This is a genomic window from Mucilaginibacter sp. (assembly GCF_039921305.1).
Classification (GTDB): Bacteria; Bacteroidota; Bacteroidia; order Sphingobacteriales; family Sphingobacteriaceae; genus Mucilaginibacter.
Map to the genome: position 1 here is coordinate 16,629 of NZ_JBDSCA010000043.1, position 24,248 is coordinate 40,876.

Sequence of the window (24,248 nt, forward strand, 5' to 3'; positions counted from 1 at the left end):
ATGAAAAAATTACTTCTGGTACTTTTCTTGCTCTTTAGCGGTTTAGTGTTTTCTTTCGCTCAAAACAATGATACAATATCGACCGATGGTGTGACCTTTACATCAGCGAGCGATACGCTCGTTGTTCAAAAGAAAGAACCAGCGAAACCTGCTGTTGTCGTTGTGCCTGCGAAGATCGCGAAACTTCCGGCGCCTTCATTATGGGCAATATTTATCAAAGGTTTTATCGGCGGTGTCCTGGCATTTTTTATGCCCTGCATTTTCCCGATGCTACCCATGACCATCGCATTTTTTACTAAAAGTTCGGGAACAAAGAACAGCGCTATCGGTAAGGCCCTGATATATGGACTAAGCATTATCGTAATCTATGTTGTTCTGGGGCTTTTTACCTCTGTCGCTTTTGGTGCGGACGCCCTGAATGCATTAAGCACCAGCGGTGTATTCAACTTGTTTTTCTTTTTGGTACTGGTCGCTTTTGCAGCTTCATTTCTCGGCGCTTTCGAACTGGTATTGCCATCGGTCTGGGTCAATGCGATGGATGCCAAATCTGACAAAGCAGGCCTTGCAGGTTTGTTTTTTATGGCCTTCACCCTCGCCTTGGTCTCCTTTAGTTGCACAGGGCCTATCATAGGTACCCTGTTGGTGCAAGCCGCTACTGAAGGGGCTTTATTGGCACCCGCGATAGGGATGTTAGGGTTTTCTTTCGCATTAGCGATGCCATTCGCCTTGTTCGCTATGTTCCCGCACTGGATGCGGTCTTTGCCAAAGTCAGGCGGTTGGCTGAACAGCGTTAAAGTGGTTTTGGGCTTTTTGGAACTGGCGCTTTCCATGAAGTTTTTGAGTAATGTTGATCTGGCATACCACTGGCACTTGTTCGACAGGGAAGTATTCTTGGTGTTATGGATTGTAATAGCCGCTTTAGCTGGGTTCTATTTGTTAGGTAAACTCAAATTTTCGCATGATAGTGCCCTGGACCATATCGCGGTATCGAGGTTGTTTTTAGCGATCATTGCGTTTTCGTTCTCCATGTACCTGGTACCCGGACTATGGGGAGCCCCGTTGAGATCGGTAAGCGCTTTATTGCCGCCCATGTCAACACAAGACTTCGACCTGTCCGCCGGCGTGTCCGCTACAAGCGGCAGTATTCCCGATAGCGGGCCACATAAATATACCACCCTGTTTGATAAGCCAAAAGGCTTTAATCCCTTTTTCGACTATGACGAGGGATTGGCTTACGCCAAAAAAACACACAAACCGGTAATGATCGACTTTACAGGTCATGCCTGTGTGAACTGCCGTAAAATGGAAGCGAATGTTTGGACGGATCAACAAATCGCGAAACGGATAAACGAGGACTATGTGCTGATCCAGCTATACGTTGACGATAAAACTGACCTGGCCATCAAAGAGCAAACAACAACACCACAGGGTCGGGCTATCAAGACAATAGGGAACAAATGGAGCTATTTACAGACGAGTAAATTTCTATCCAACTCTCAGCCCTTTTATGTGCTGCTCGACCAGGATTCGGAACAACCGCTTGTTGCCCCCAACGGCGCCGATTACGATCCGGTGAGCTATCTGAAGTTTTTAGACAGCGGCTTAAATGCATACAAAATAACGCATAAATAATTGTGATAGGGTCTTCATTTAGTTCTTTATTTGGTCAGTTAACGCAAGTTTTCAGACGGGACCTGAACCCTCGGTCCAAACGGTTCCCGTCATTTAAATTGTCCCGATATTTCACCAAATCCAGATCCTTCAAAAGCCAGAATTTTGTGTGGTTTTGATCGCGTTTGAGGTCAAAAAATATTTCCAACTAATTGATTATCAAATCGTTGATTTATAGGTGACTATAATTAGGTTTTTAAAACCCGGCACCGAATAGGTCACGGGCTGAGTCATAAATACTGAGGTGCTGCGGATTTTTGAGGCAAAAAAAAACGCTTAGACCAGAAATCTAAGCGTTTTTAAGAAGCTTTAAGGGCTTCTTAGCGGAAAGGACGGGAAGTGAACCTTTGTAATTCTGTATTGTAAATCAGCATGTTATGCTTCATTGAAACCAGGACTACAGGAATGACGCTTTTCCGTTTTTTTACTACTTAATTAAGGTTCAAGCAGTTACCAGTATTTTTCAAAATCATGCCCTTCATTCACTGCAAAAACATCATTTTTTGCCGAATAACCGCACTTCATTTACACTTTAAAGGTAAGAATTCCTATCCAAAAAATCAAATGGAATATGAACCCTCAAGGTCAACGACACCAATTTAGATTCTATTTCTTATGAAGATAGCGCTTTTTGCATAGCAATCATATGGCTTACGGAAATAACACAAAATATTCAATAAAAAAGTGCACTATATGGCACATTGCAGGGTTGGTTAATCATTTTTTGTTCTTAATTCGTAATAAAGTGTAATTTATTGCACTTTATTACGAATTGCCAAGTTTATCCATATATTTGTATCTAATAGAGCATTACAATGCACTTTAAAGATATCATACAAATTATTAAGGATCGCAGAGAATCGCTTCAGGTCACTCAGGAGACATTGGCGCAATTATCCGGCGTGGGCTTGCGGACACTCAAACAATTAGAAAGAGGGAAAGGAAATCCTACGCTCATTACACTGCAAAAGATAGGGGATGCCCTGGGCTTAGAGGTAAGTATGAAAATCAAGAACAGAATAACTGAATAATGAGACAGGCGAAAATTATATTTAAAGGAGAAGAAGCCGGCATCATAAGCCAGCATGATAACGGCTCCTTTTCGTTTCTTTATAATCCGTCGTGGACAGAAGACAGCCGCAAACCAGCGATTAGCCTCACACTACCCAAACAAAAAGCGCCATATCAATCGGATCATCTGTTCCCGTTTTTTTACAATATGCTGCCCGAGGGTTCCAACAAACAGGTTGTCTGCAAACTCAATCGGATTGATCTGGATGATTATTTCGGTTTATTACTTGTCACGGCAAAACACGATACAATTGGTGCTGTCAATATTCAAAAAATCGAAATGATATGAACATGCCGGAAATAAATAATTGCCCCGGTACACTGGCTCCGAATTTCAATACATACAGCCGCGCATGTCTGAACCGGGTATTTCACGGAAAAAAGATCAGTCATATTCTTCCTTACGAATCCCCCGCTTCAAACCCGGAGACTGACGAATTATTTGATGAGAGTAAAAAACGAATGTCCATATCAGGGGTGCAGGAAAAATTCTCCCTCCTTTTAAAAAAAAATAAACTCAGGCTGATTTCGGAAGGTGAACGGGGAGCCTATATTTTGAAACCAATTCCAGGAGCCGGCAGGCGACCGGATCAAATGCCGGCTAATGAACACCTGACCATGCAGATCGCCCGCCAGGTATATGGTATTGAAACGGCCGAAAATGCAATGATCTTCTTTAGGGATGGTCAACCTGCTTATATAACCAAACGCTTTGATGTGCAGCCGGATGGGATGAAACTGGCTCAGGATGATTTTGCATCGCTGGCCGGCCGCACCCCTCAAACCCATGGCGAACACTATAAGTATCTGGGGAATTACCTGGAAATTTTCCAATTGATGGATAAGTTTGTACCTGCTTACCGGATAGAAGCGCCAAAGCTGCTGAAATTATTGATATTTAATTATCTGTTCTCAAACGGCGACGCCCATTTCAAGAACTTTTCATTATTGGAAACTCCGATGGGGGATTATCGTTTAAGTCCGGCCTATGACCTGCTGAACAGCCATATCCACATCAATGACAAAGATTTTGCTTTAGATGGCGGCCTGTTACCACAAAATCTGGCACAGGGTAAAATACAGTATCAATTCTCAGTTTTGGCAAAACAGGCTGGGATTGCAGAAAAGGTTTTCAGCGATCTGATGTCACAGATGTTATCCGGACCAGAACATGTTATCCAATTGGCCAATGCATCTTTCCTTGATGAAACGACTAAAAGAAACTACCTGCAATCTTACCAAGGCAAGCTAAAGCAACTGAAGAAGGTTTGAGTATAAGGTAATTTAGTTGTACCGGAAGTGAACGTTTGCAATTCTAATTGTCAATCAGCATGTTATACTTCATTAAAACAAGGAGTACAGGAATGACACTTTCCCTTTTTTACTACTTAATCAGGGTTTCAGGCGTTTACCAATATTTTTCAAGATCATGCACTTCATTCACCGCAAAAACATCATTTCTTGCCGAATAACCGAATTTAATTTACACTTTAATGGTAAGAATTTCTATCCAAAAAATCAACTGAGATATGAACCCGCAATGTCAGATACACCAATTTTAGTCAGCGTTTTTGACCAGTAAAAGACAGATCTGGCTACCAAATACCGGGTGATAAGAGGGGAAATAATCGATATACCCGAATTCCTGAAGCTGCCGGATACATTTGTGATAAGTGACAATACTTTGGATGCTGGATAGCTCCATCAACCTTAACTGTGATACCTGTAGCGGATTTTTAAACCCTTCGCTTACCCAATGATAGAAAAGTCCCATATACAAACTGATATGCCAGGGTGTTATCCTTTCATCTGCACCAAAGCGCCGGAAAACCCGATTTAAATGCTGGGTTGTATCTGCAAAAACAAAAATGAGGCGTTCGTAGCATCAAATTGAAACGATAGTTTCTCATAATGATCCAGATTGGTTCTTTAAATATTGTCTTGATAAACTTCGACCTTATTTCAGATCGACCAATCAACTATCATCTATGCATTAGATCTATCCACCACATTATAAACGGTTCATGAGAATTATTAGGAATGCAAATGATCATGATCAACATTTCAAATCACTTCAATCTTCGATTGAAGTGATTTGAAATAAATTCGATGATATAGGCGGATTTTCTTATTAATACGTCGCTGCCATAATGGCTTGAGATAATCTTAATAGATCTATCTAACGAATTTATCAGCCCAAAGACTTGCTGCACCAACTAAGGCGGCCTCTTCGCCTAATTGGGAAATATAAATGGGGATATCAAATGATCTGATTTTCAATTGTTTCTTTAATTCCGGTATTATTAAGTCACATTTTATAATATTCCCGCCTATTAAGATTAACTCTGTGTCATTCTTCCCCAGCACATCCTTTAAAAATATTGAGAGGTTTTCACAAAATCGTTTAAATATCGATTCTACCAACGGGTCACTGTCAATTAAATGATTCATCTCCTTTACGCTGGTTGATCTTTGTCCGGATAATCGAAAATACTCATCCAAAAACCACTTGGTAGAAAAGTAGTCTTCAGCTCTTCTATCCTTAAAATATTTACTTGATAATTCAGCATCCGTCGCTATTCCGTTCATTCCAAAGGCTGAACCAAATCCGGTTCCTAATGTCAACCCGAGAACCCTACTTACGCCCCTGGTAGTGCCAGTAAATATCTCACCTTGTAAAAAACAGGCCGCGTCGTTTTTTATTTTGATATGATGGGGGGCTATTTTTAAAATATTGGCGAGGCCTTCTTTGATATTCAATTGATAAAGGGAGTCGTATTTATTAAAGCCTTTTATCAGCGAAATACCTCTCTCATAATCAAAAGGCCCAGGCATTGCAATTCCAATGGTCTCTGGCTTTGCATGTCCTTTACATGCTTCAAGAAGTGTATCCCCCCAAACTGTCATGATTTCTTCGTAGGAACCATGAGAATTTACAGGTTTGCGCACTAATGATCCTGATATGAGTTTTCGGGTTTTGGTATTAATTAAGCCTGCTGTGATGTGTGACCCACCTACATCTACGCCTAATATGTTGTTTTCTAAGCTATTTTCGAGCGATTCAATTACATATAACAATTCCATCGAATTTTTACATCTCTCCGATAAAGCTCTATTGTCTGGTTGACTATTTTTCATTGTGATGGATAATAAATTAAAGACCAATAATTCGTTTTAATATCCGATGGCTGGATAACTAATCCTGTTATGACTTACTTTAATAATTATCGAATGTGGACTGGTTCTTGAACTCCTTTTATTAAGTTGGCCCACTTGAAAAAATTGATATTATTAAGGTCGTTTTCCAAAACAATGTATTCATTATCCTTTAAAGAATTTTGTGGCAAACGTACCGGCCCACAATCCATTCCTATCAATTTCATCATAGCCTTTTGTGCACGCAATCCGCCGTGTTTAACAATTACACGCACCATTTCAACCGAAAATAATTGCAGGTTCTGTGCCGATTTCATATCCCCTTCCTTGTAAAAGCTGATGATCTGTTGATAAACCGGTGCGACAAAATTATAAGTACTGCCAATAAAGCCTTCTGCACCAACAGCGAGAGCCCCCAACAACATTTCGTCTGTACCAAATAGCACATCAAATTCTTTGTTCCCAAAATTTAGGCAGGCTTGATACTCATGTAACAATGGCGTAGTATATTTAATGCCGGCAAAATTGGGAATAGCCGATTTAGAAGTTTTTAACAGTTCAACCATGTCGAGATTGATACCAGTGAGTGCAGGTATATTATAGTAATATAAAGGCAAAAGTGGGGCGGCGGCGGCGATGTCAGCCAGGCAATCTACCAAAGTAGATATCGTTGTTATCTTAAAATATGTTGGTGGCGTTGTCGATATGTAATCGGCACCAATCAATTGAGCGTGCCGAGCAAGTTCGATAGACTCCTGAATACTATTATGTCCCACATGAACAAGAACAGTTATCCTTTTTGCCGCAGCTTTTACAAACGCAGCTGCAACATTCATACGCTCACTGGTTGTCATCGACGGTCCTTCGCCTGTGCTGCCACATACAAACATCCCTTTAATGCCATTATTAATAAGCATATCAACCATTGCCGGGATTTTATCAATCGCTATGGTTCCATCCTGGTGCATGGGCGTAAATGGTGCTGTCACCAATCCTAAAATTCTCTTTTTCATACCTGATCAATTATTTATTTAATGCAAAAAATCTATTTCTTATTGACGATCTTCTGCATTCCATTTATAATTAAGACCGGAAATGCAGATACAAATGTAATAATATATTATATATTGTATACAATCTTTACAATAATTTTTGTGGCTGGTAGGTTTTAATCTGATTCCTAGTTAACTACTATAAAATCTTTTTTTAGTTTTATATCTTCAGATGAACTACCAATACGCAATTCAAATTCACCAGGTTCAACTACCCAGTTCATGTTTTTATCTAATAACGAGAGGTCATCTGGATGTAGGGTAAATCGAACTGTTTTTGTTTCACCAGGTTTCAATGTAATTCTTTCAAAACCTCGCAATTGCGATTCATAGGTGATCACACTACTCTCTTTATCTTTTATGTAAAGTTGGACTACATCATCTCCTTTACATTTGCCGACATTCTTAATATCAACTGTGATATCTATGTCCGACTTTACATGTATGTCCTTTGTCAATATTGTTAAATTGTTATATTGAAAGGTTGTGTAGCTCAAGCCATAACCAAATGGGTATAATGGGCCATTAACGCTCGTTTTACCATATCCGTTTGGTCCGGCACTCGGTTGCCCCGCTTGTGATGATGGCTTGAACGGAAAATTATACTCGATCTGACCTGTACTTTTTGGAAAGGTTATAGAAAGTTTCCCACCGGGATTGTAATCACCAAATATACTTTCAGCTATGGCTTGCCCACCGGCTGTGTTAGGAAACCAAGCTTCTATAATTCCATTTATGTAACGGTTGGCCCAGTTTATAGTTAATGGCTGCCCGTTGATCAGGATCAGGATTACGGGTTTGCCGGTAGCTTGTAATGCTTCGAGCAATTTCTCCTGTCGCCCAGGAAGATCAAGGCTGGTCCTTGATTTGGCTTCGCCTACCTGATCGTCATCTTCACCCAGGATAGCAACGACCACATCCGACTGCTTGGCCTGTTTTACCGCTTCATCAATAGCGTTTTGTTCGTCTGCCGTTAAAGCAGTCGGAATAATTTCACTCTCGGGCCACTGAGCGTCTGTAACATCACATCCTTTAGTAAAACTAACGGACGCCCTGTTACCTACATAGGTTTTAATGCCATCAAGTATGGTTGGGGTCATGAGGTTTGATGGGCCGTAGCGGCTTACCATATATCTTGTGGCTGTGGCCAATGGTCCGGTAACCAAAATTTTTTTTGTTTTTTGAATATCAAGCGGTAAAATGTCCTTATCGTTTTTGAGTAATACCAGAGATTGACGGGCCATATTGAGCACGAAATTTTTTGTGGTTTGAGGATTTACTATTTCATCGGCTTTCTTAGGTTCGCCTACATAAGGCTGATCAAATAATCCCAGCTTGAATTTTACGCGTAATACATCAGCTACTCGGCTATTTAATGTTGCCATTGACACCTGTCCTTCTCTTACTAGCTCTCGCAACGGAACAATGAACGTTTCAGGAGAAGTAAAATTAGTGCGTACATTAAGTCCGGCCTCAAAAGCTTGCCTAACTGCATCCTTGGGACTCGTAGCAACATGATATTTGGAATAAATGAATTCTACTGCTTCACTGTCTGAAACCACATAGCCCATAAAACCAAATTTTTGACGGAGCAATTCAGTTAAAAAATAATAACTACCTGTTATAGGAACGCTATCCCAATCATTATAGCTACTCATTACACCCAGCGGGTTGGCATCCTGAATTACTTTCCTAAATGGATAAAGATATATTTCCTGCATTTCGCGGGGTGCGACATGCGGGTCTGTACGTGCATTGCCATCTCGGCCGCCTTTAGGGATACTATAAACTGCAAAATGTTTTAATGTAGCAGCGACTCCCTGATCCTGTATGCCTAAGGTCATTTGCTTCCCTAATTCGGCTATTAAAAAGGGATCCTCGCCATATGTTTCCACAACTCGTCCCCAACGTGGATCGCGAGCAGGATCAAGTATCGGGGCATATACATTGGTATATCCGAGCGCTTTAGCCTCACGTCCTACGATTAACCCGGCTTCATAAACCAAGGCCTTATTCCAGGTGCTCCCTATAGCAATCGGAGCAGATAACGGCGTCGCTCTATCATGATTTAAGCCATGAACACCCTCATTTGTAAAATCAACAGGGATACCCATTCGGGTTTCTTCGATAAACCATTTCTGAACTATGTTGATAGCTTCAGCATGTCTGCTGTACGGGTAAGAGTATTTCGTATTTGATTTTGGATGATTGGCCAATCCATTCAGTTCTTCATCAATATTGGCTATGCCATCCTTCCATATTTCATTTTTCCATCCGGAAGTCGGCATTTCATCTTTAAGTACTCTGCCATAGCCATATAAAGTGGCGGTTTGGCAGGTCTTTTCTTCGATCGTCATCTTTGACAGCAAGTCAGCAATACGTTTATCAATATCTGCCTTTGGGTTCTCATATACGTCCATCTTGCCGTTTTTGTTAAGATCTACCCAGCCTTGATGATATATTTTAATGCGTTGGGCGGATACTGGCAGGATCATTGCTGCAACCAAGGATAGACTCATTAGGGCTATTATACCGTATTTATTCTTCATAACTTTCTCTTAATAATGATGCTTTCTGATCATCAACCGTTACTACTTGTTTTTTATGATTTATTTTTTGACCTGAAATACTCATTGAAAAATGCCAACTGGTAAATAATTGAATTTGACCAATAGGCCCAATTATGTGCTCCAGGCCGAGTTATAAAATCATGAGGGATCTTGTTTTCAAGCAGGATATTGTGGAAATTGAGATTAACTTTGTAAAAGAAATCCTCTGTACCACAATCTATAATAAGGGCGAGCTTTCCCGGGATCAGAAGACCGGTCATATTGATCACGGTGTTGTTTTCCCAATTATTCGGATGATCTTTATATGTACCCAATACATCTGCAATTTTCCAACTGTTCGAAAACGGCCGGATATCGACGCCACCGCTAGTACTGCCAGCCGCACCAAATATATCCTGATGCTTAAAAGCCAAATAAAGCGATCCATGCCCCCCCATACTAAACCCTGTGATAGCGCGGCCTCCACTATTTTTTATCGTTTTGTAGTGCTCATCGACCCATTTTACCAGCTCCAAGCCAACATAGGTTTCGTAGCGCCAATTGGAGTCGATCGGGCTATCTACATACCAACTGGAGATATTGCCATCCGGACAAACCAACAACAACTGATACTGGTCAGCCAGTTCCTTAATTACAGGAGCATTTCTAAGCCAAGCTGAATTATTACTGCCGTGTCCATGGAGCAGATAAACAGTGGGAAGGGTGGTCAGTTGCTTATAATTATCAGGTTTAATAATAATTGCTCTAATGTTTTTATGCATGGCCAGGCTATAGGTTTCTACAGTATCTACTTGAGCGGCTAATGCCACTTTTCCGGCAAACAGTGCACACAATATCAAAATTACCTTTATTGTTTTCTTCATCGTACTACATTTATTCAATATTTTTAAATTTTACTGCCATCAGGGACCAGCACGCCAACAGCATCGCGATAGCAGAGACCTGATAAACAATAGACAAATCAACATTGGCATCCTTTAATCTTCCACCCAGATAGACCATGACCCCACCTATAATTGTACTTAGAAAATTTAAGCAGCCATAGCCGGTAGCCAAATATCGTGCATCAATTGTCTGACTTAGAATTGGCATGAGATTCGCATCATTGATCCCTCTCGAAATGCCATAAATGATCATTGCAATAACTGCCATACTGAAGGCAGGGGTTGTTGACATCAGGAATAAGAACGGACAGCCCAACGTGAATCCGATAATGACGATGTATAAGCGGCTCCGTTTATTCGTTCTGAACCAACGATCTGCTATCAGTCCGCCTAGTAAAACTCCGATGAAAGAACCAACCTGAACATAGCCTGTTGCGGAGATCCCTGCTTCCCCAAGTGATAAATTAAAATGGAGCTTTAAAAAAGTTGGCAACCAACCATACACCAACCAGTTGACCATTCCTAAAATTCCAAAGTAAAACATTAAAACATAAAAGGAGCGTTCGGCAAATAAAATCTTAACCGCCTTAAATGGGCTGATATCTTTTTCTGCTTTGTTACTTTTCGACCCAGCCGAATTCGCTGGCGTTACCTGATGGTCTTTTAAAAAATACAACAGCACAAAAGAATAAAGTAAACCGAATGCACCAAACAACTGGAATCCACATCTCCAACCCCACAACGTTGCCACGTACCCGCCGATCCCGCCGAGTGCTAAACCTGCATATAGACCACTCATATGTAGTCCTGTTGCCAAGGAACGAGTACGTCCCTTATGATAATCCGTTATTAAAGCCAATGCAGCAGGTATATAACAGGCTTCGCTAACCCCCATAAATAAACGGGCCGCAATCATTTCATGAAAAGAACCGACAAACCCAGTCCAAACGGTCACAGCGGACCAGACCAAAACACTGAACAAGATCACTTTTTTACGACTGTACCGATCGGCAAAGAAACCACCTACCGGACTAAGTAAACCGTATGACCAGAGAAAAACAGATGTAAGCAATCCAAACTGGGCATCACTTAGCTTAAATTCAACCACGATCGGATCGCGCATTGACGTTATCAGTATCCTATCTAAATAGTTTAGAAAAGCTACGATCCATAATAAGCCAACGAGTAGCCACGAATATCTACCTGTGGCCATTTTAGTTATTTTCATTACTTTGCAGCTTTAAGTTTATTGGGGATTTCTGTGCAGCTAAGACCCTGGTAGTCCGAACAGCTGGCCTCACTTCACCACCGGGAAATACGAGCATATTTTTCCATAATACCAGATTTGTCGTAACAGGAGCCCAAACGCTTTGATTGGGATGGCTCGCCGAATCATCCTTTTTAACTGTTTTGATTTTACCGATCTCCGCCCAGGTATCCGTAGTGTTGTCATAAGCTAAAATACGGTCAGAGAAACCAGGATGATTGACCCCAAGCTTTTCTGCATTTTCGGCTAACACTCCGTTATCACCGCCAAAGATCAACATCTGAGCCTTGCTGCGTACGAAAGCGGGACCAGGGGCCGCAACTACTGCTTCCGGTATTGTTGCTAAAGTATGCCAACCACCGCCCGGTGTATAACGGTAAGCGTCTTTTAAATAGATTCTTTCTGATCGACCTTCGTTTTTCCGCAGATCTGTACCACTGAATAAAAAGAAAGACCCATCCAGCGTTCCCGCCACACTTAACATTCTTGGGCTACCGGGCCAACTTTCCAAAGTAACCCAGCCTTGACCGGTTGTATCTAATGAAAGGTCAAGAGATAAGAAAGCATTTGTTGGTCGCAGGTCACTTGGTGTTTTCAATCCCCCAGCGATATAAATTTTTTTTTTGATCATTGTACCGCATGAATTTGCTAAAGGGTATGGCAACGACGGTAATTTTGTAATACGAAGACGATCATGTTGGTAGCTGATCAGCCATACAGTGCTGGTATGCCCCAGAGCATTGCTGCCACCAATGCATATCAATCCAGCGGGGCATGTGATAGAAACGCCGTAACCCAGTGGCTCAGGCATATTACCTACAAGCTTCCAATGTCCGCCGGGGCTTTCAAGGACGAATATCTTATTGCTCCAAGCCTTTTTAGATCCCTCCCAAGGCAAACCGCCATCCGGGAAATTAGCACCGCCAGCAACCATGAGCATACCATGCGTAATGCCTGAAAAAGATCCAGCGAAGCCATTTTGGTCAGGAATAGGGGGAAACTCATTCCATTTAAATATAGGGGCATTGTTTAAGTTCAACATAGAGTGTATACAGCATATATAGGTATATAATAATCGATAAAGGATCAATTTGGTTATCATCATGTCAGTACATTGTCGTGGTATTACCAGTGTTCAATCATAGTTTCGCAACGTGTAGGTGTTTCTAAATTAGTCGAAGTATCTAAATGCGTAAGGGCGAGCCATATCGACAACTGCCCGTTAATTTTCTTAGTCATTTTTTCGATATCAGTTTTTTGATCTGGTTTGCCGAGATTTTCTGGAAGGTGATCCGCTCGTAGGCATTATGATCACCAGCTTCATATAGACAATTGATTGCTCCGTCCTTTGAGATCGCCATGGTGGAGTATGCCGACGGTCCGGAATGTAATTGTTGGCTGATTGGCCAGCTTTCACCTTCATCAAGGCTGACCTTCAGCGTCATGTTCTTGCGTACTTTAGTCGAACTGGTCGGATTAAGAAAGAGCAAAACTCCGGGAGCTCTTCCTTTTTTTCTTCGGTAGCGGATCAGGCTCGCCTGGCATACCGGATCCTCAAGGTCTTTTATGTCTGCTGGTGGTGTCCACGTTTCTCCACCATCGGCACTATATGCGAAGGCGCGGTGACCGGTACCTGAATAAGAACGCATGGATAATAAGATCATGCTGTTCTTTTTCTCCAGTTCCACGGCCTGGCACTCGTTCATACCTGGAGACACGGTACCGCCCACCTTCCAGGTCAAACCATGGTCATCACTGTAAATAACATGTGAGCCATATTCATACGGGCCTCCCCTGACCCGTCCTTTTACATCAGGATATGAATGATCACAAGGAATGATCAATCTATCTTTATAGGGTCCGGACTTTAACTGTAGTCCAATACCCGGACCTGTGGCATACCATTGCCAATCCTTTGCTTTTACAGATTTGGTGATATTCACAGGTACTGACCATGTTTTACCATCATCTTCGCTTTTACACACCCATACTGTACGGCCACTCTCATCATTGCTCGTCTTATTATTCACAATAAATTCCTCTCTGACCTCACCGTCGTTATGGGTCATTAACAGCCAAATTGTTCCGGTAACTTGGTCGATGACCGCACAGGGATTACCACAGGTATTTTCGCTGTCGTCCCATATGATCTGTTGCTTGGACCAGGTCACTCCTCCGTCTTCCGATCTTTTCAGTAAAAGATCTATATCGCCAGAATCACCCGGCCCATTTTTACGTCCTTCACAGATGGCGATCAACGCCCCGGCCGGAGTGTTCAGCAACACAGGTATACGGTAACTTTTGTAGCCACCGCGACCCGATATAAACAAACTTGTGCTATCCTGATTAGGAATTGCGCTAATCCTATTAGCGGAAAAAAACGATGCAAGGACAACAAGTATAAAGACCTTAAGCAGTTTGAAAGATTTGCTAGTTCGCATTATTCAATACAAATTTTTTATTTAATGTTTCCTTGGAAGTCGAAAGGAGCGCGGCACCCATGTCACCGACTTTTAATTGAATGGTCAGCGGTATTTTATTTTCTCCTTTGTTTAAATACACTTCTTTTATGGCTAGTTGTCTGCCATTTAGATTGTAGATTTTGATGACCGCTTTTCCGGGATAATCTATATTAATATTGGCAGTAAGCTCATTTTGCGTTTGTGAGTAAAGCCTGAATGTAGTCGGTGTAATATTCCGAAATACAATTTTGTCTTGAGTTTTTTGTTCTCCCTTGATATCTATCCGGCTTAATCTGTAATAACTTTTACCGGGTAGTGGATTTCTGTCAACGTAGTTGTAGGCATTAGCCTCATTCACGCGTTTGCTGCCAATTTGGGTAAGATGGCTAAAATCTTTCCCATCCACCGACCGCAATAATTCAAACGACGACTTATTGACCTCTCGCCCAGTTGTCCAGTTGAGCTCTACGCTGCTTGCCTGGTTACTGACACTAAAAGTATTTAGCAACATCGCCGGTGTGTCTTCGAAAGGCCATTTATTATTAGCGATTATGCCATCAATGTAAATATCCTGATTTTTGATCTGCCGTAAGTGTATGGCATTGATCGATTTGTCATCTACCACTGCGGTGCTGGTTGTACCGTTTATAAATTCCAATGTGGGAGATGGCTCAGTCAGCGGTATAGAGTCCAAAACATATAAACGTACGGCATCGTTCCGGATTCCGCTTACTACGTGGTTCTGCATAACCAATAGATAGGTATGGTTAAAATCATAGACTGCCCCGGTATAAATGACACCAGCGCCATGTGATATGCCAAATTGCAGCTTTCCATTCACGTTTTTTGTGATGTTGATCTTGCCCCGGAACGTGGCCGAGTTATTATTAATGGCGAAGGCAAAGAAAAAGTTATTGGCGTCGGCTTTAGCTACTTTAACCAGCATCGAGACATACAAATCTTCGGTATTCTTATTATTCGCTGAGGCACTATAAGGTATGCCATCCTGTACTGAACCCGCATTTAATCTTAGAGCATTACCTATTGCGGGGTATCCGGTAAAAGTTAACCCCGGCGTAGCCACGTAGGCAGGTACCGCTCCTACCGCAGGTGTAATACCAGTTGGGCATTTCCAGATCCCACTGCTGCTGATCACCGTATCGGCCGGGTAGTCAAAATGATCAACAAATAAACCGAATATATTTTTTTGGGCGACAGCCTGAAGGTCCGTCCATTTAACAGCCGTACCAGATGAAAGCGTTACTTTGACGGTGTCTTTACCTTTTACAAAATCATTGTTTTTAAGATCGTAGTTTAACCAGAGCGAATCCCGCTGCACGCCGGTTAATAACGCGTTGCCTAAATGTACACTGATACGATTAGTGTCAGGTACGGTTTTAAACTGCAAACGCAGCCGGACATTCCCTGTAGACGCCGGATCATTCCCGAATTCAAAATAGGTTTCCTTAGTTTGTGCCGCGGTGATATCAATAGGCGTATCCGGATTAAGCGTTGGGATATTGTTATAAGTGGCGTGATTTAAACCGGCCTTATCACCTACACCCAACACACTGGCAAAATAATTCTTATCCAGGTCTTTTAGTGCAGTAGAGTCACCCAGTTCGTTCCATAACTGACTATGCGGGTCAAAAAAATTAAACATGTAAACACCGTCGGCACCGGAGTTCCAAACTTCCTGCGCCCTGCCGCGGTAAGCCAGTGTAGTACCGCGCAGTGCGTTAGCTCCGGCATCTGCTATCCTGATCTCATCGAGCGAAGGGTAAACCGGTACATTATACAGGTGCCCCAGGTCAACACTTACTTTCCATGGATTTAGCCTGATATAACTGCTGACAGACATCATATCCAGCAAACCTTCCTGCAGCCAGCTTTCGATATCCAGGCCAATATCATGCGCATATTCCTTAGAATCAGGCACCCGCATGGATATCAATATGGGTCGGCCCCGCCTGACGCCTTCCACTTCTGTCATGTGCCTGATTTTACGCATCAGGTCAGTCATTTGCGCTATTTCTGTGGATGTTGCAACTTGTCCCAAAAATGTACTGGGAAAAAACACCCGGTGCCTGAAAAAATCAAGCTCTATACCATCCACATCATAATTTTTACAAACTTCCTCAATAAAATGTAATGTCGAGTCACGTACGGCCTGCAGGCTGTAATTCACCGCCGTCCACGAAGCCTTTTTATGAAGGGAATCTCCCAGTAAGTATTCAGGATGAGCTTTTTTTATAAGATTAGCATTGAATAGCACTGCCCCATAGGGCTGGGTAGTACTCGCATCGTGCGTATCATTCATGCGCATTGACCAAAAAACTTCCTTGCTATGCGCATGACCAAAATCGGTGACCACTTTTAATGGATCAAGGTTGGCTGCGATCAAGTCAGCCGTCACATTATGGGTAAATATTCCAGAAATGCTATCGGTAAGGGTCAGAATAGTCCCTAAATGGGTATTGTGGCTAAATGTACTCCAGCCATCAGATGTACAATAAAAATAAGCATCCGCCATGGTATTTTCAATGCCCAGAAACCTCGGTTTTAATAAACCATTGGCGGTAATAGAATCGACCAGCTTAAATGGCTCATTACCGTCATTGTTATAAATGACACGCCGGTGTTTGTGTGCAGCAATAAGCCGGTCGGCACGTAATTGAGTTGTGTCATACACCAATGTGTCACGCCTCATCACTGCGGCGTAAGTGTTACCGGTGCCCACCACCAGCAACACTATCAGTAAACATATTTTCCTCATAATTTAAATAGATTATATATTGTATATAATTTGAATTTGCATTAGGTACTATCTATTAAACGAAGTTAACGCCTGATCAGCTTTATAAAATAGACGTCATTTTGGTTCATGGTGTAATTAGTTGAAAATTCATGATTGCTTATAATAATTTCCTTATCTACTATCGGTAAACCATTACCGGCATGTTTTAAACGGATTACCTGTTCAACGGATAGCTGTTCCGGAGTTCCCATTCGTAGATATGAAGTATAAACGTCATTATGCTGATATCCTGTTTGGTTTACCACTAACCGGTATTTCCCATTAGGTATATTTTTCAGGTTAACGACGACTTTACCTCCTGGTTTTGGCGGTAATATATTCCGATAATATTCCTGATCAGGCGCCTTGCCCTGGTCGGCCTGGCTGAAATCCCAAAATAGTATTTGTGCATCTCCTTTTGAGGACCGGCATACCCAGCTGCTTTTATCAGTATTTTTTAATTCGATAGGCGATAACTCATTCAGGTACTTATAAGCGTCATAAACCGGCTTTTTGATCCCCTGGAAATTGATCAGCCCAAAACTGCCGCTAAAGGGATACAAAACTGGCCCACCTTCCTCAAAAATATCCGTAAAAGTCCAGTAACTCATAGAATTGGCCAAACCCTCCGTTCCTTTAATGGTGTTCAAGACATATGCCGCCTGTTGATATGTTTGATGAAATGGGTCTTTAGGTGCCCAGGAACTGTTCCACTCGGTCATATGCAATTCCAGTTTGGGATAAACCGATTTGCTGATCTTATCTTTAATCATCGCCACTTTTTTAATAATGTTATCAGGATCATCTCTCAGTCTAACCAGCTTGGTTCCGGCAACATCTAAACCCAGTCCATCAACACCGTATTCATGCGTAGCGATGAAATCAATAGGGACATGGTTATCTGCACAGTAAGTGATCAGTTCGGTTATCCATTTACTGCCAGCTGTTGCAGGACCACCTACTCGATAGCCTGAAAAAACCTCTTTAATGGCCTCAGTCGTAATTTTATACAAATTAAAATAGTCACTTTGCGTACCTGCAAAAAAATGTGTCAAATTAGGTTCGTTCCATACTTCAAAATACCACAACGCGACCTCCTTACGGCCATATCTTGCTTCCAAATGTTTGACCATTTGTTTGATGAGTTCCGCCCATTTTTTGTAGGAGGAGGGTTGGGATACATTGCCCTTCCACCAAAAAATAGTCTGGTCGGTGCTTTTCAACGCGTTGGGCATAAACGATAATTCGATAAACGGTTTTACCTTAATACTCAGTAGAAAATCGTACAGTTGATCTACATATTGCCAATTGTAAATAGGTTGACCATGACTATCTTCCTGATATACGCCCATATCATCACTCAAAATTCCGTGAAAACGGATATACCGGAAACCGCACTCCTTTTTGGTCATCGCCAATTGCTGCTGCCAATCAGCACGCAGGCCTTCATTAGCCCGGCCTGCGCCAACACATTCATTAAATACTGTTTTGAGTGGCCCGGCAGGTTTATTCATATCGGCTGAGATTAACCGTACCTGTTGCCCCAATAACTGGCAATAGATGAAACATGTGATAATTAAGAAAAACCCTTTCATACTCAATTAATTTTTAATCCAAATCATCAGACAAATACTTTGCGGAGCGATCACCATACCCTCCCCCTTTTCGGGGCGTTTAATTTCTTCTAAATGATAACCCGGTATCATAATATCCATCATTTTTGATACAGAATTGTTATTGCAAACCACAACTCCTAATTGCTTCCCATTTTTAAATCCTTTGGCTTGTAAACCAGTGTCTTTGTTTACGATGCCATCTTCGTCTACAAAGATTCCATTGATGAAAAATTGTTCATTGTTACGTTCAAAATCAATGATGCCATGCAGGTAAGCCTGTGATTCGCCGATGCTCCTTTGCTGCATCATTTTAATTTCGGGAGGGTTAACCACGTGTTGATAATCCTGAATTTTAGGCACTATGCCATCTGTCAGGTATTTGACATCGGCTGAATAGCGGCTTTCTATTTCATGTCGAAGGCCATAAAGGCAGGCATAGTTTGCCACTGAACGATCCTGCATAGGCGTACCATGTCGCTGAGTGATGATCTGCTCAGGGAAAGTATAGCGATATAATGCCGGGAAGGAATTTTTGTTGGTGCTGTTGGCTGCAAATCCCTCACCCCAGCCGTGATTATAAACTACGCTGTTTTGAAGTACATCAATAATACCTTCCGTCATCACCACAAAATCCGGATCGATCTGGTGCATATGGTCAACAATCTCTTTAAGCATGCTATATCGTTCGGTTGTAAATGCGGTCGCGGGATTTTTGTGCAGATGTCCTGTGTTATAACAGGGTGGTGCATCTATTACCCCTAATTGATCGAACAAAATGCCGTTTGCACCCAGATCATGCGCTTGCAACGCTAATTCCAACATGGTTTTACGCCAAAGTTCAGACCCGCTGCATCCTTTGGCAAATGTAACCGGCGTATAATCATAAAACTTGCGCATTACCCTTAAGTCCTCGGGTTCCAAAATTTCGCTGTAGGCAATAACTTCATTACCGTGACTTCGGTAAAAATCAGTGGCAGCATCTATTAATTGACCATTGGCGTACATGATGGTCTTTTTATGATACTGAACTGCCTTTTTTAAAGCGGCCATCAACACTGCTTTTCCACCTAAAAGCGAGTCAGCTATATAATTCGGATATAATTGATCGTGCCCACCTGTACCCCAACCAAATAAGCCAACAACGTCTAATCCGTTTTTGTCAGCGATTTGATATAGCTTTATAATATCATTGTATTTCCACAGTGCTTCGCCGTTTTGCTGTTTCAGAATGCTTAAAAGCCAACCCGAGTTATGTGTTACCCAATCCGGCACCAGCGGTTTAACTGTATGTGCATTAAACCAGAGGCTATAAGTCTTGGCTGCTTCGTACCAGCTGCCCCTATATGGCTTAAGTATAAATGGCACAAGCGTTGCTGATTGACGAGCTTCGCAAAAAGGATATTGTGTTAATGCAGCGGAATAAGTATGTTTTTGTTGATTATATGAAAGCGAAAAACTTTTCTTTAATTCTTCAGAATCATGTGACCCGATGTACAGACCACCACTACCATTATTAAGAGTGAACCACTGCATTGTTGCTTTTCCGCTCGGGTATTCAAGGGTACGATCTGTCAGGGCACTGGAATCCTTAAAACGTTCTCCTAAGCCATTGGGCCAATATAGTACATATTTTTTTACAGCATTGTTGATTCCGGTTAATTCAGGCAGGGTAATTGACCTTACTGTAAAGCCCTCTTCTTTATTATTCACCTCTCCGGAGAAAACGTAGGCGTCATCCTTAACTTCAATTGTAACTTCCAGCGATAGTTTGTATACTGTACTTCCGTTTTTGAGCGAACTGTAAAACAATTTGATCTTATTTTGGATCAGCTGTATTTTAGGACGTTGATGATCTGCACCAATAATGATCGACTTGCCGAGTTTGGTAGTATGGGTTGGCGACCATAATTCCAGGTGCCACCAATTTTGAGGGGTTGAGTGCATGTAGCGCTCTCCCTTATCTTTTTCATTCAGATCAATAACGCCTCTTTCATTTATGGTTAAAACGGACCCACTTGTTTTTAGCTTATATATTGGCTCAGCAGCGCCGGCTGTAGTAACGCAAAAAAAGCAATACGTGACCAAGCCATTGCAAAATATCTTGGCAATGGATAAAAGAGCTTTAAGGTGTGCTTTATTGTACATATTTATGGGTTCAACAGGCATTTAAGATCTTTCATTGTGTAAAATCGCATATTGTTATTATTGATGTAATCGGTTATCAATTGTAAAGTTGCATAACCAACTTCATGTTTAAGCTTTGATGGCTCCGGCACGGGCCGGTGGCCATAAACTACCAAAATTTTGTGGTTATCCTGCGCATATTTTAACAGTTGCGTTAAATACTCATGGTTAAAATAAGCATAGTTTGGTTCGATTCCAATAGCACTTATCAATGGCGAATTATTGAAATAGCAGTTCTGTTTTTCAGGTGGTAAACCTTTTGAGGAAATCGTACGCAAGACTGAGAACCCATTCAACAATAAGCTATCGGTAATTGCATTCCTAGCACCAAAAGGATAGGCGAACGAATAAATATGCAGCCCAGTCCCACGCATAACATCTACCACATCACCATATTCATAATCAATATATTCCTTAAGACTGTGCTGCAATAGGTAAGTGGTTGAATTGGTATGGTGAACGCCGTGAAAAGCGATTTCGTGCCCTTTTTCCTGCAACTTTAGCAATTTTCTTTTTTGGTTATCATTTAGCGTGCTGAAAGAGGATACGCAAAACGTAACTTTCCAATTGGTTTTTGCCAGTATTGAATCTGCTCTTGTCCAATCATCTATAAAAGTATCGTCAAGAGTGATCACGACCCCGGCTTGAAGGGCTTTACTCTGAATGTCCGGACTACAATTGATTACCTCAGCCTTGAACGGTAAGTTATTTTGTGCTTTTAGTAGGCAATTGCAGATCAGCAATGTGATCAGCAAAATCAGTGTTTTCAATTGAGATGCCATTAGTTAACCATAATTTCTAATTCTTTAATCACACTTTTTTGATCGTCCCGACTGTTGTTGAACGCAACAAAAGTCACCTTATATTTTCCCGGTGAGGAAAAAATATAATCGTAACCCGTCAAAGCATTGCCACCGATATTCTGTATAGATACTCCTGCGTCAGGTACTATTTTGTTTAATATCAGCGGCTTGGTAACTATCCAGTCTTCATTTTCGTCAGAGTTTGCTACCGCGCCGCCTGTGATTGTGATATTTGTGACCGTAGCCGGAATCACCCATGCTACCAGCGGACCCTTCACATTAAACGCCGACCAGTAAGCAGTAGCGATGTTGCTTATTGTACCGTTACTGCCATCGGGCAAAACATTATTGACGTCAAAGGTACTGATAACCCATTTCCGTTGCGCCGAAGTGTTTTTTAACCCGGTATATCTGAAAGCCAGATAAAGCGGTTTTATTGAATTTTTAAAATCAGAGAGATCGATAACCCCTGACGCCAGAGCTGTCCCTGCAGATAATTTTGCGCGACTGGTGATATCTGTCCAATTTGCAGTTACCACGTGAGCCGAATCAATAGCTGCCAAATCGTTAGTGGCTAATAACGTTAGCGTATTCGTTTGTGTTCCTACGGTCATGGTCGAAGTAAACTGCAATTGCGGGATACCGTCGGCTGTATCCCTGTCTTTATTGGCATAATTGCTACCCGGTTCGCCAGAATAAAAAACAATATTGCCCGCCTGTCCTGAAAATTTAAAGTGAACTGTATCGCCAGCTGTATAAACTGTCTTATTCGTAGTTACTGTGAGATCCGGAGCGGATACACCTAGTTTTTTACACCCAAAGATTGTTGCAAAGAGCGCGATCAAAAGTAATGTTCGCTGTGTCATATTTGTCATTTTAATAACCTGGATTTTGAGTAAGAGCTTTATTTACCGACAGATCGTGTGTCGGGATCGGAAGTAATAAATTTCGCGGTGCAACATTATCAGCCGGGGCCGTCATAGCTACGGTTGTAGCACCATTGGCTTTAGCATACGCGCCAAAATCCTTCATATCAGCTACGAAATTACCCCACCGGATCAGGTCGGGCCTGCGTAATAGCTCGAAGCACAGCTCGCGCCCCCGTTCATCTTTGATCGCCTGGCGAAAGACATCTGGACTGGCAGTTTGCGTAGCGTCGAGATCGGCATCGGTAATTAACGTTAACGTAGCAGAAGCGGTAGCACCGGCACCACCGCCGCCAGTGAAAGTAATAGTAGGAATGCTTGTGAAGCCGCCTCCCTGGTCGGTGATGGCCACGCTAGTTACCTTTCCGCTGGTAGTTTTCGCTACGGCCACGACACCTGTGCCCCCTCCACCTGTAATAGCCACAATTGGCACTGTGGTATAACCCGCCCCCCCGGCAATGACATTGATGGTTTTAATCCCTTCACCCTTGCTGAATTTACCCCAGCCGCGCCTGCGTACCAGATTTACTGCGTCAATGGCTTCTTGGGTAGGTCCGTTAATTTCGTTTGACGCTTCGGCCAACATCAGCAGTACGTCGGCATATCTGATGACCGGGAAATTTTCAGGCGTATAATTTTTATCACCCGGAGTCAGTAATTCATACTCGCGGCGCCATTTGCCTGAACACATAGTCCAAGGGTTGGTGTTATTTGCGCGAGTAGCTGTAGCAGTCGAGCCCCAGGTGTAATTAGCGCAATTCCAATCTCTTCGCAGATCTAACGATGCCTTATTGGGCGTAGTCGTGCTGCGAGGGTCTACGCCGTAGCTGTCAAACAATTTACGTGTCGTATTTACTAAACCATTACTATAGCCTTTGCTTTGATCCATGCACAGAATGCCCGCCCATTGGCCGGTATATCGACTCCCTTCATTGACACCGCCTGTATTATTGCCCCAATATTCCAGTTCCCACAAATTTTCCTTTATCTCATATTTATCCTGCGCATAATTGATGAATATCTGTGTGTAGTCAGGATTAAGGCTGTGCTCTTTGGAATCAACGACCTTTTTGGCCCAATTATAAGCACCCTGATACTTGCTATGATCGTTCAGGGGGTATCCTGACATATATAAGCATACGCGGGCCAGCATGCCTTCAGCTGCAGTTTTAGTTATTTTGCCACTATAACCTAACGACGCTGCTGTTTGTGTTTGTAATAAGGTTTCCGCAGCGGTCAGATCTTTCAATATTTGCGCGTAAACGTCTTTTGTCGGGGTACGTGGAACGCTTACATCAACGACCGAGGCAGTAGGTGTGATCAAAAGCGGCACATCACCGAAATTCGTAACAAGTAAAAAGTAAAAATACCCTCTCAGAAATAAAGCCTCACCTTTGATCACGTTCCGTTTGGTTTCATCCATCTTGGGCTGGTCGATACTCGATAGCAGCAAATTGTCCCGCTCAATACCTGCGTAGATTCCGCGCCACAAACTCGCTATGTTAGCATCTGAAGGATCATACTGATAAACAATAGAACCTGTCGTCACCGTTTTATTATGTTCCAGGTCAGTACTGGTATTAAAGTAATATGGATAGATACTGCCATAGACCAGCGTACCAGCCATGGAGTCGTAAACACTGTTCAACCCTACCTGCAATTGGTCCGCATTTTGGTAATAAGCCTCTGGGCTGATAAAATCGGTTGGGGTTGTATCCAGTAATTTTTTACAGGAGGAGATGCTTGTTAAAAGAAGCATCATCAATATATATTTCTTCTTCATCTTTTC

Annotated in this window: 18 protein-coding genes; 4 read left to right on the top strand and 14 right to left on the bottom strand. The window is 42.2% G+C overall.

All coding sequences use genetic code 11. The features are described 5' to 3' along the window. From ABIN91_RS12395 to ABIN91_RS12410, 4 genes are all read left to right on the top strand, one after another. Positions 1-1,632 (top strand): cytochrome c biogenesis protein CcdA, encoded by a 1,632-nt coding sequence (locus tag ABIN91_RS12395; protein WP_348051427.1) that lies wholly within the window; start codon positions 1-3, stop codon positions 1,630-1,632. Between the two features lie 854 nt (positions 1,633-2,486). Then, a complete protein-coding gene (locus ABIN91_RS12400) occupies positions 2,487-2,702 on the top strand; it encodes a helix-turn-helix domain-containing protein (RefSeq protein WP_348051428.1) in 216 nt (71 codons plus the stop codon). Then, positions 2,702-3,031 carry a HipA N-terminal domain-containing protein gene (locus ABIN91_RS12405; protein WP_348051429.1) on the top strand — a complete coding sequence of 110 codons (330 nt, stop codon included), beginning with the start codon at positions 2,702-2,704 and terminating at the stop codon, positions 3,029-3,031. Before ABIN91_RS12400 ends, ABIN91_RS12405 begins: the two co-directional genes overlap by 1 nt. Before the next feature lie 2 nt (positions 3,032-3,033). Continuing rightward, positions 3,034-4,014 carry a HipA domain-containing protein gene (locus ABIN91_RS12410; RefSeq protein WP_348051430.1) on the top strand — a complete coding sequence of 327 codons (981 nt, stop codon included), beginning with the start codon at positions 3,034-3,036 and terminating at the stop codon, positions 4,012-4,014. Between the two features lie 286 nt (positions 4,015-4,300). Here ABIN91_RS12410 and ABIN91_RS12415 read toward each other — a convergent pair whose 3' ends face one another. The 14 genes from ABIN91_RS12415 to ABIN91_RS12480 form a co-directional block, all read right to left on the bottom strand. Next, positions 4,301-4,516, bottom strand: coding sequence for a hypothetical protein (locus ABIN91_RS12415; RefSeq protein ID WP_348051431.1), 216 nt, complete (start codon positions 4,514-4,516; stop codon positions 4,301-4,303). 401 nt (positions 4,517-4,917) lie between these two features. Then, positions 4,918-5,880, bottom strand: a complete 963-nt coding sequence (locus ABIN91_RS12420) for an ROK family protein (RefSeq protein ID WP_348051432.1) — start codon at positions 5,878-5,880, stop codon at positions 4,918-4,920. A gap of 86 nt (positions 5,881-5,966) precedes the next feature. Beyond that, positions 5,967-6,911, bottom strand: a complete 945-nt coding sequence (locus ABIN91_RS12425) for a dihydrodipicolinate synthase family protein (RefSeq protein WP_348051433.1) — start codon at positions 6,909-6,911, stop codon at positions 5,967-5,969. Between the two features lie 167 nt (positions 6,912-7,078). Next, a complete protein-coding gene (locus ABIN91_RS12430) occupies positions 7,079-9,499 on the bottom strand; it encodes a glycoside hydrolase family 3 N-terminal domain-containing protein (RefSeq protein ID WP_348051434.1) in 2,421 nt (806 codons plus the stop codon). 53 nt (positions 9,500-9,552) lie between these two features. After that, a complete protein-coding gene (locus ABIN91_RS12435; RefSeq protein WP_348051435.1) occupies positions 9,553-10,383 on the bottom strand; it encodes an alpha/beta hydrolase family protein in 831 nt (276 codons plus the stop codon). A gap of 10 nt (positions 10,384-10,393) precedes the next feature. Further along, positions 10,394-11,632: an MFS transporter gene (locus ABIN91_RS12440; RefSeq protein ID WP_348051436.1), complete on the bottom strand. Its 1,239-nt coding sequence runs from the start codon at positions 11,630-11,632 to the stop codon at positions 10,394-10,396. Continuing rightward, positions 11,619-12,713 (bottom strand): galactose oxidase, encoded by a 1,095-nt coding sequence (locus ABIN91_RS12445; protein WP_348051437.1) that lies wholly within the window; start codon positions 12,711-12,713, stop codon positions 11,619-11,621. Before ABIN91_RS12445 ends, ABIN91_RS12440 begins: the two co-directional genes overlap by 14 nt. 193 nt (positions 12,714-12,906) lie before the next feature. Beyond that, positions 12,907-14,112 (bottom strand): sialidase family protein, encoded by a 1,206-nt coding sequence (locus ABIN91_RS12450; protein WP_348051438.1) that lies wholly within the window; start codon positions 14,110-14,112, stop codon positions 12,907-12,909. Then, entirely contained in the window at positions 14,102-16,909 is a 2,808-nt protein-coding gene (locus ABIN91_RS12455) for a hypothetical protein (protein ID WP_348051439.1), read from the bottom strand. Before ABIN91_RS12455 ends, ABIN91_RS12450 begins: the two co-directional genes overlap by 11 nt. Positions 16,910-16,974: 65 nt before the next feature. Then, complete coding sequence (locus ABIN91_RS12460; protein WP_348051440.1) at positions 16,975-18,525, bottom strand: glycoside hydrolase; 1,551 nt, start codon at positions 18,523-18,525, stop codon at positions 16,975-16,977. A gap of 6 nt (positions 18,526-18,531) precedes the next feature. Further along, complete coding sequence (locus tag ABIN91_RS12465) at positions 18,532-20,691, bottom strand: DUF6259 domain-containing protein (RefSeq protein WP_348051441.1); 2,160 nt, start codon at positions 20,689-20,691, stop codon at positions 18,532-18,534. Positions 20,692-20,693: 2 nt separating this feature from the next. Then, the gene (locus ABIN91_RS12470) at positions 20,694-21,512 is read right to left on the bottom strand and encodes a polysaccharide deacetylase family protein (protein ID WP_348051442.1); all 819 of its coding nucleotides are present in this window, start codon (positions 21,510-21,512) and stop codon (positions 20,694-20,696) included. Beyond that, entirely contained in the window at positions 21,512-22,399 is an 888-nt protein-coding gene (locus tag ABIN91_RS12475) for a DUF5017 domain-containing protein (protein WP_348051443.1), read from the bottom strand. The genes ABIN91_RS12470 and ABIN91_RS12475 overlap by 1 nt, the downstream gene beginning before the upstream one ends. Positions 22,400-22,409: 10 nt before the next feature. Further along, on the bottom strand, positions 22,410-24,242 hold the full coding sequence (locus tag ABIN91_RS12480) for a RagB/SusD family nutrient uptake outer membrane protein (protein ID WP_348051444.1): 1,833 nt from the start codon (positions 24,240-24,242) through the stop codon (positions 22,410-22,412). Positions 24,243-24,248 lie beyond the last annotated feature (6 nt).

Bases quoted from the DNA above. Each gene is read 5' to 3' on its own strand.
- ABIN91_RS12415 (WP_348051431.1), bottom strand. From the start codon at position 4,516: ATGGGACTTTTCTATCATTGGGTAAGCGAAGGGTTTAAAAATCCGCTA.
- ABIN91_RS12425 (WP_348051433.1), bottom strand. From the start codon at position 6,911: ATGAAAAAGAGAATTTTAGGATTGGTGACAGCACCATTTACGCCCATG.
- ABIN91_RS12480 (WP_348051444.1), bottom strand. From the start codon at position 24,242: ATGAAGAAGAAATATATATTGATGATGCTTCTTTTAACAAGCATCTCC.
- ABIN91_RS12475 (WP_348051443.1), bottom strand. From the start codon at position 22,399: ATGACACAGCGAACATTACTTTTGATCGCGCTCTTTGCAACAATCTTT.
- ABIN91_RS12405 (WP_348051429.1), top strand. From the start codon at position 2,702: ATGAGACAGGCGAAAATTATATTTAAAGGAGAAGAAGCCGGCATCATA.
- ABIN91_RS12465 (WP_348051441.1), bottom strand. From the start codon at position 20,691: ATGTACAATAAAGCACACCTTAAAGCTCTTTTATCCATTGCCAAGATA.
- ABIN91_RS12440 (WP_348051436.1), bottom strand. From the start codon at position 11,632: ATGAAAATAACTAAAATGGCCACAGGTAGATATTCGTGGCTACTCGTT.
- ABIN91_RS12450 (WP_348051438.1), bottom strand. From the start codon at position 14,112: ATGCGAACTAGCAAATCTTTCAAACTGCTTAAGGTCTTTATACTTGTT.
- ABIN91_RS12400 (WP_348051428.1), top strand. From the start codon at position 2,487: ATGCACTTTAAAGATATCATACAAATTATTAAGGATCGCAGAGAATCG.
- ABIN91_RS12410 (WP_348051430.1), top strand. From the start codon at position 3,034: ATGCCGGAAATAAATAATTGCCCCGGTACACTGGCTCCGAATTTCAAT.
- ABIN91_RS12460 (WP_348051440.1), bottom strand. From the start codon at position 18,525: ATGAAAGGGTTTTTCTTAATTATCACATGTTTCATCTATTGCCAGTTA.
- ABIN91_RS12445 (WP_348051437.1), bottom strand. From the start codon at position 12,713: ATGTTGAACTTAAACAATGCCCCTATATTTAAATGGAATGAGTTTCCC.
- ABIN91_RS12420 (WP_348051432.1), bottom strand. From the start codon at position 5,880: ATGAAAAATAGTCAACCAGACAATAGAGCTTTATCGGAGAGATGTAAA.
- ABIN91_RS12430 (WP_348051434.1), bottom strand. From the start codon at position 9,499: ATGAAGAATAAATACGGTATAATAGCCCTAATGAGTCTATCCTTGGTT.
- ABIN91_RS12470 (WP_348051442.1), bottom strand. From the start codon at position 21,512: ATGGCATCTCAATTGAAAACACTGATTTTGCTGATCACATTGCTGATC.
- ABIN91_RS12455 (WP_348051439.1), bottom strand. From the start codon at position 16,909: ATGAGGAAAATATGTTTACTGATAGTGTTGCTGGTGGTGGGCACCGGT.
- ABIN91_RS12395 (WP_348051427.1), top strand. From the start codon at position 1: ATGAAAAAATTACTTCTGGTACTTTTCTTGCTCTTTAGCGGTTTAGTG.
- ABIN91_RS12435 (WP_348051435.1), bottom strand. From the start codon at position 10,383: ATGAAGAAAACAATAAAGGTAATTTTGATATTGTGTGCACTGTTTGCC.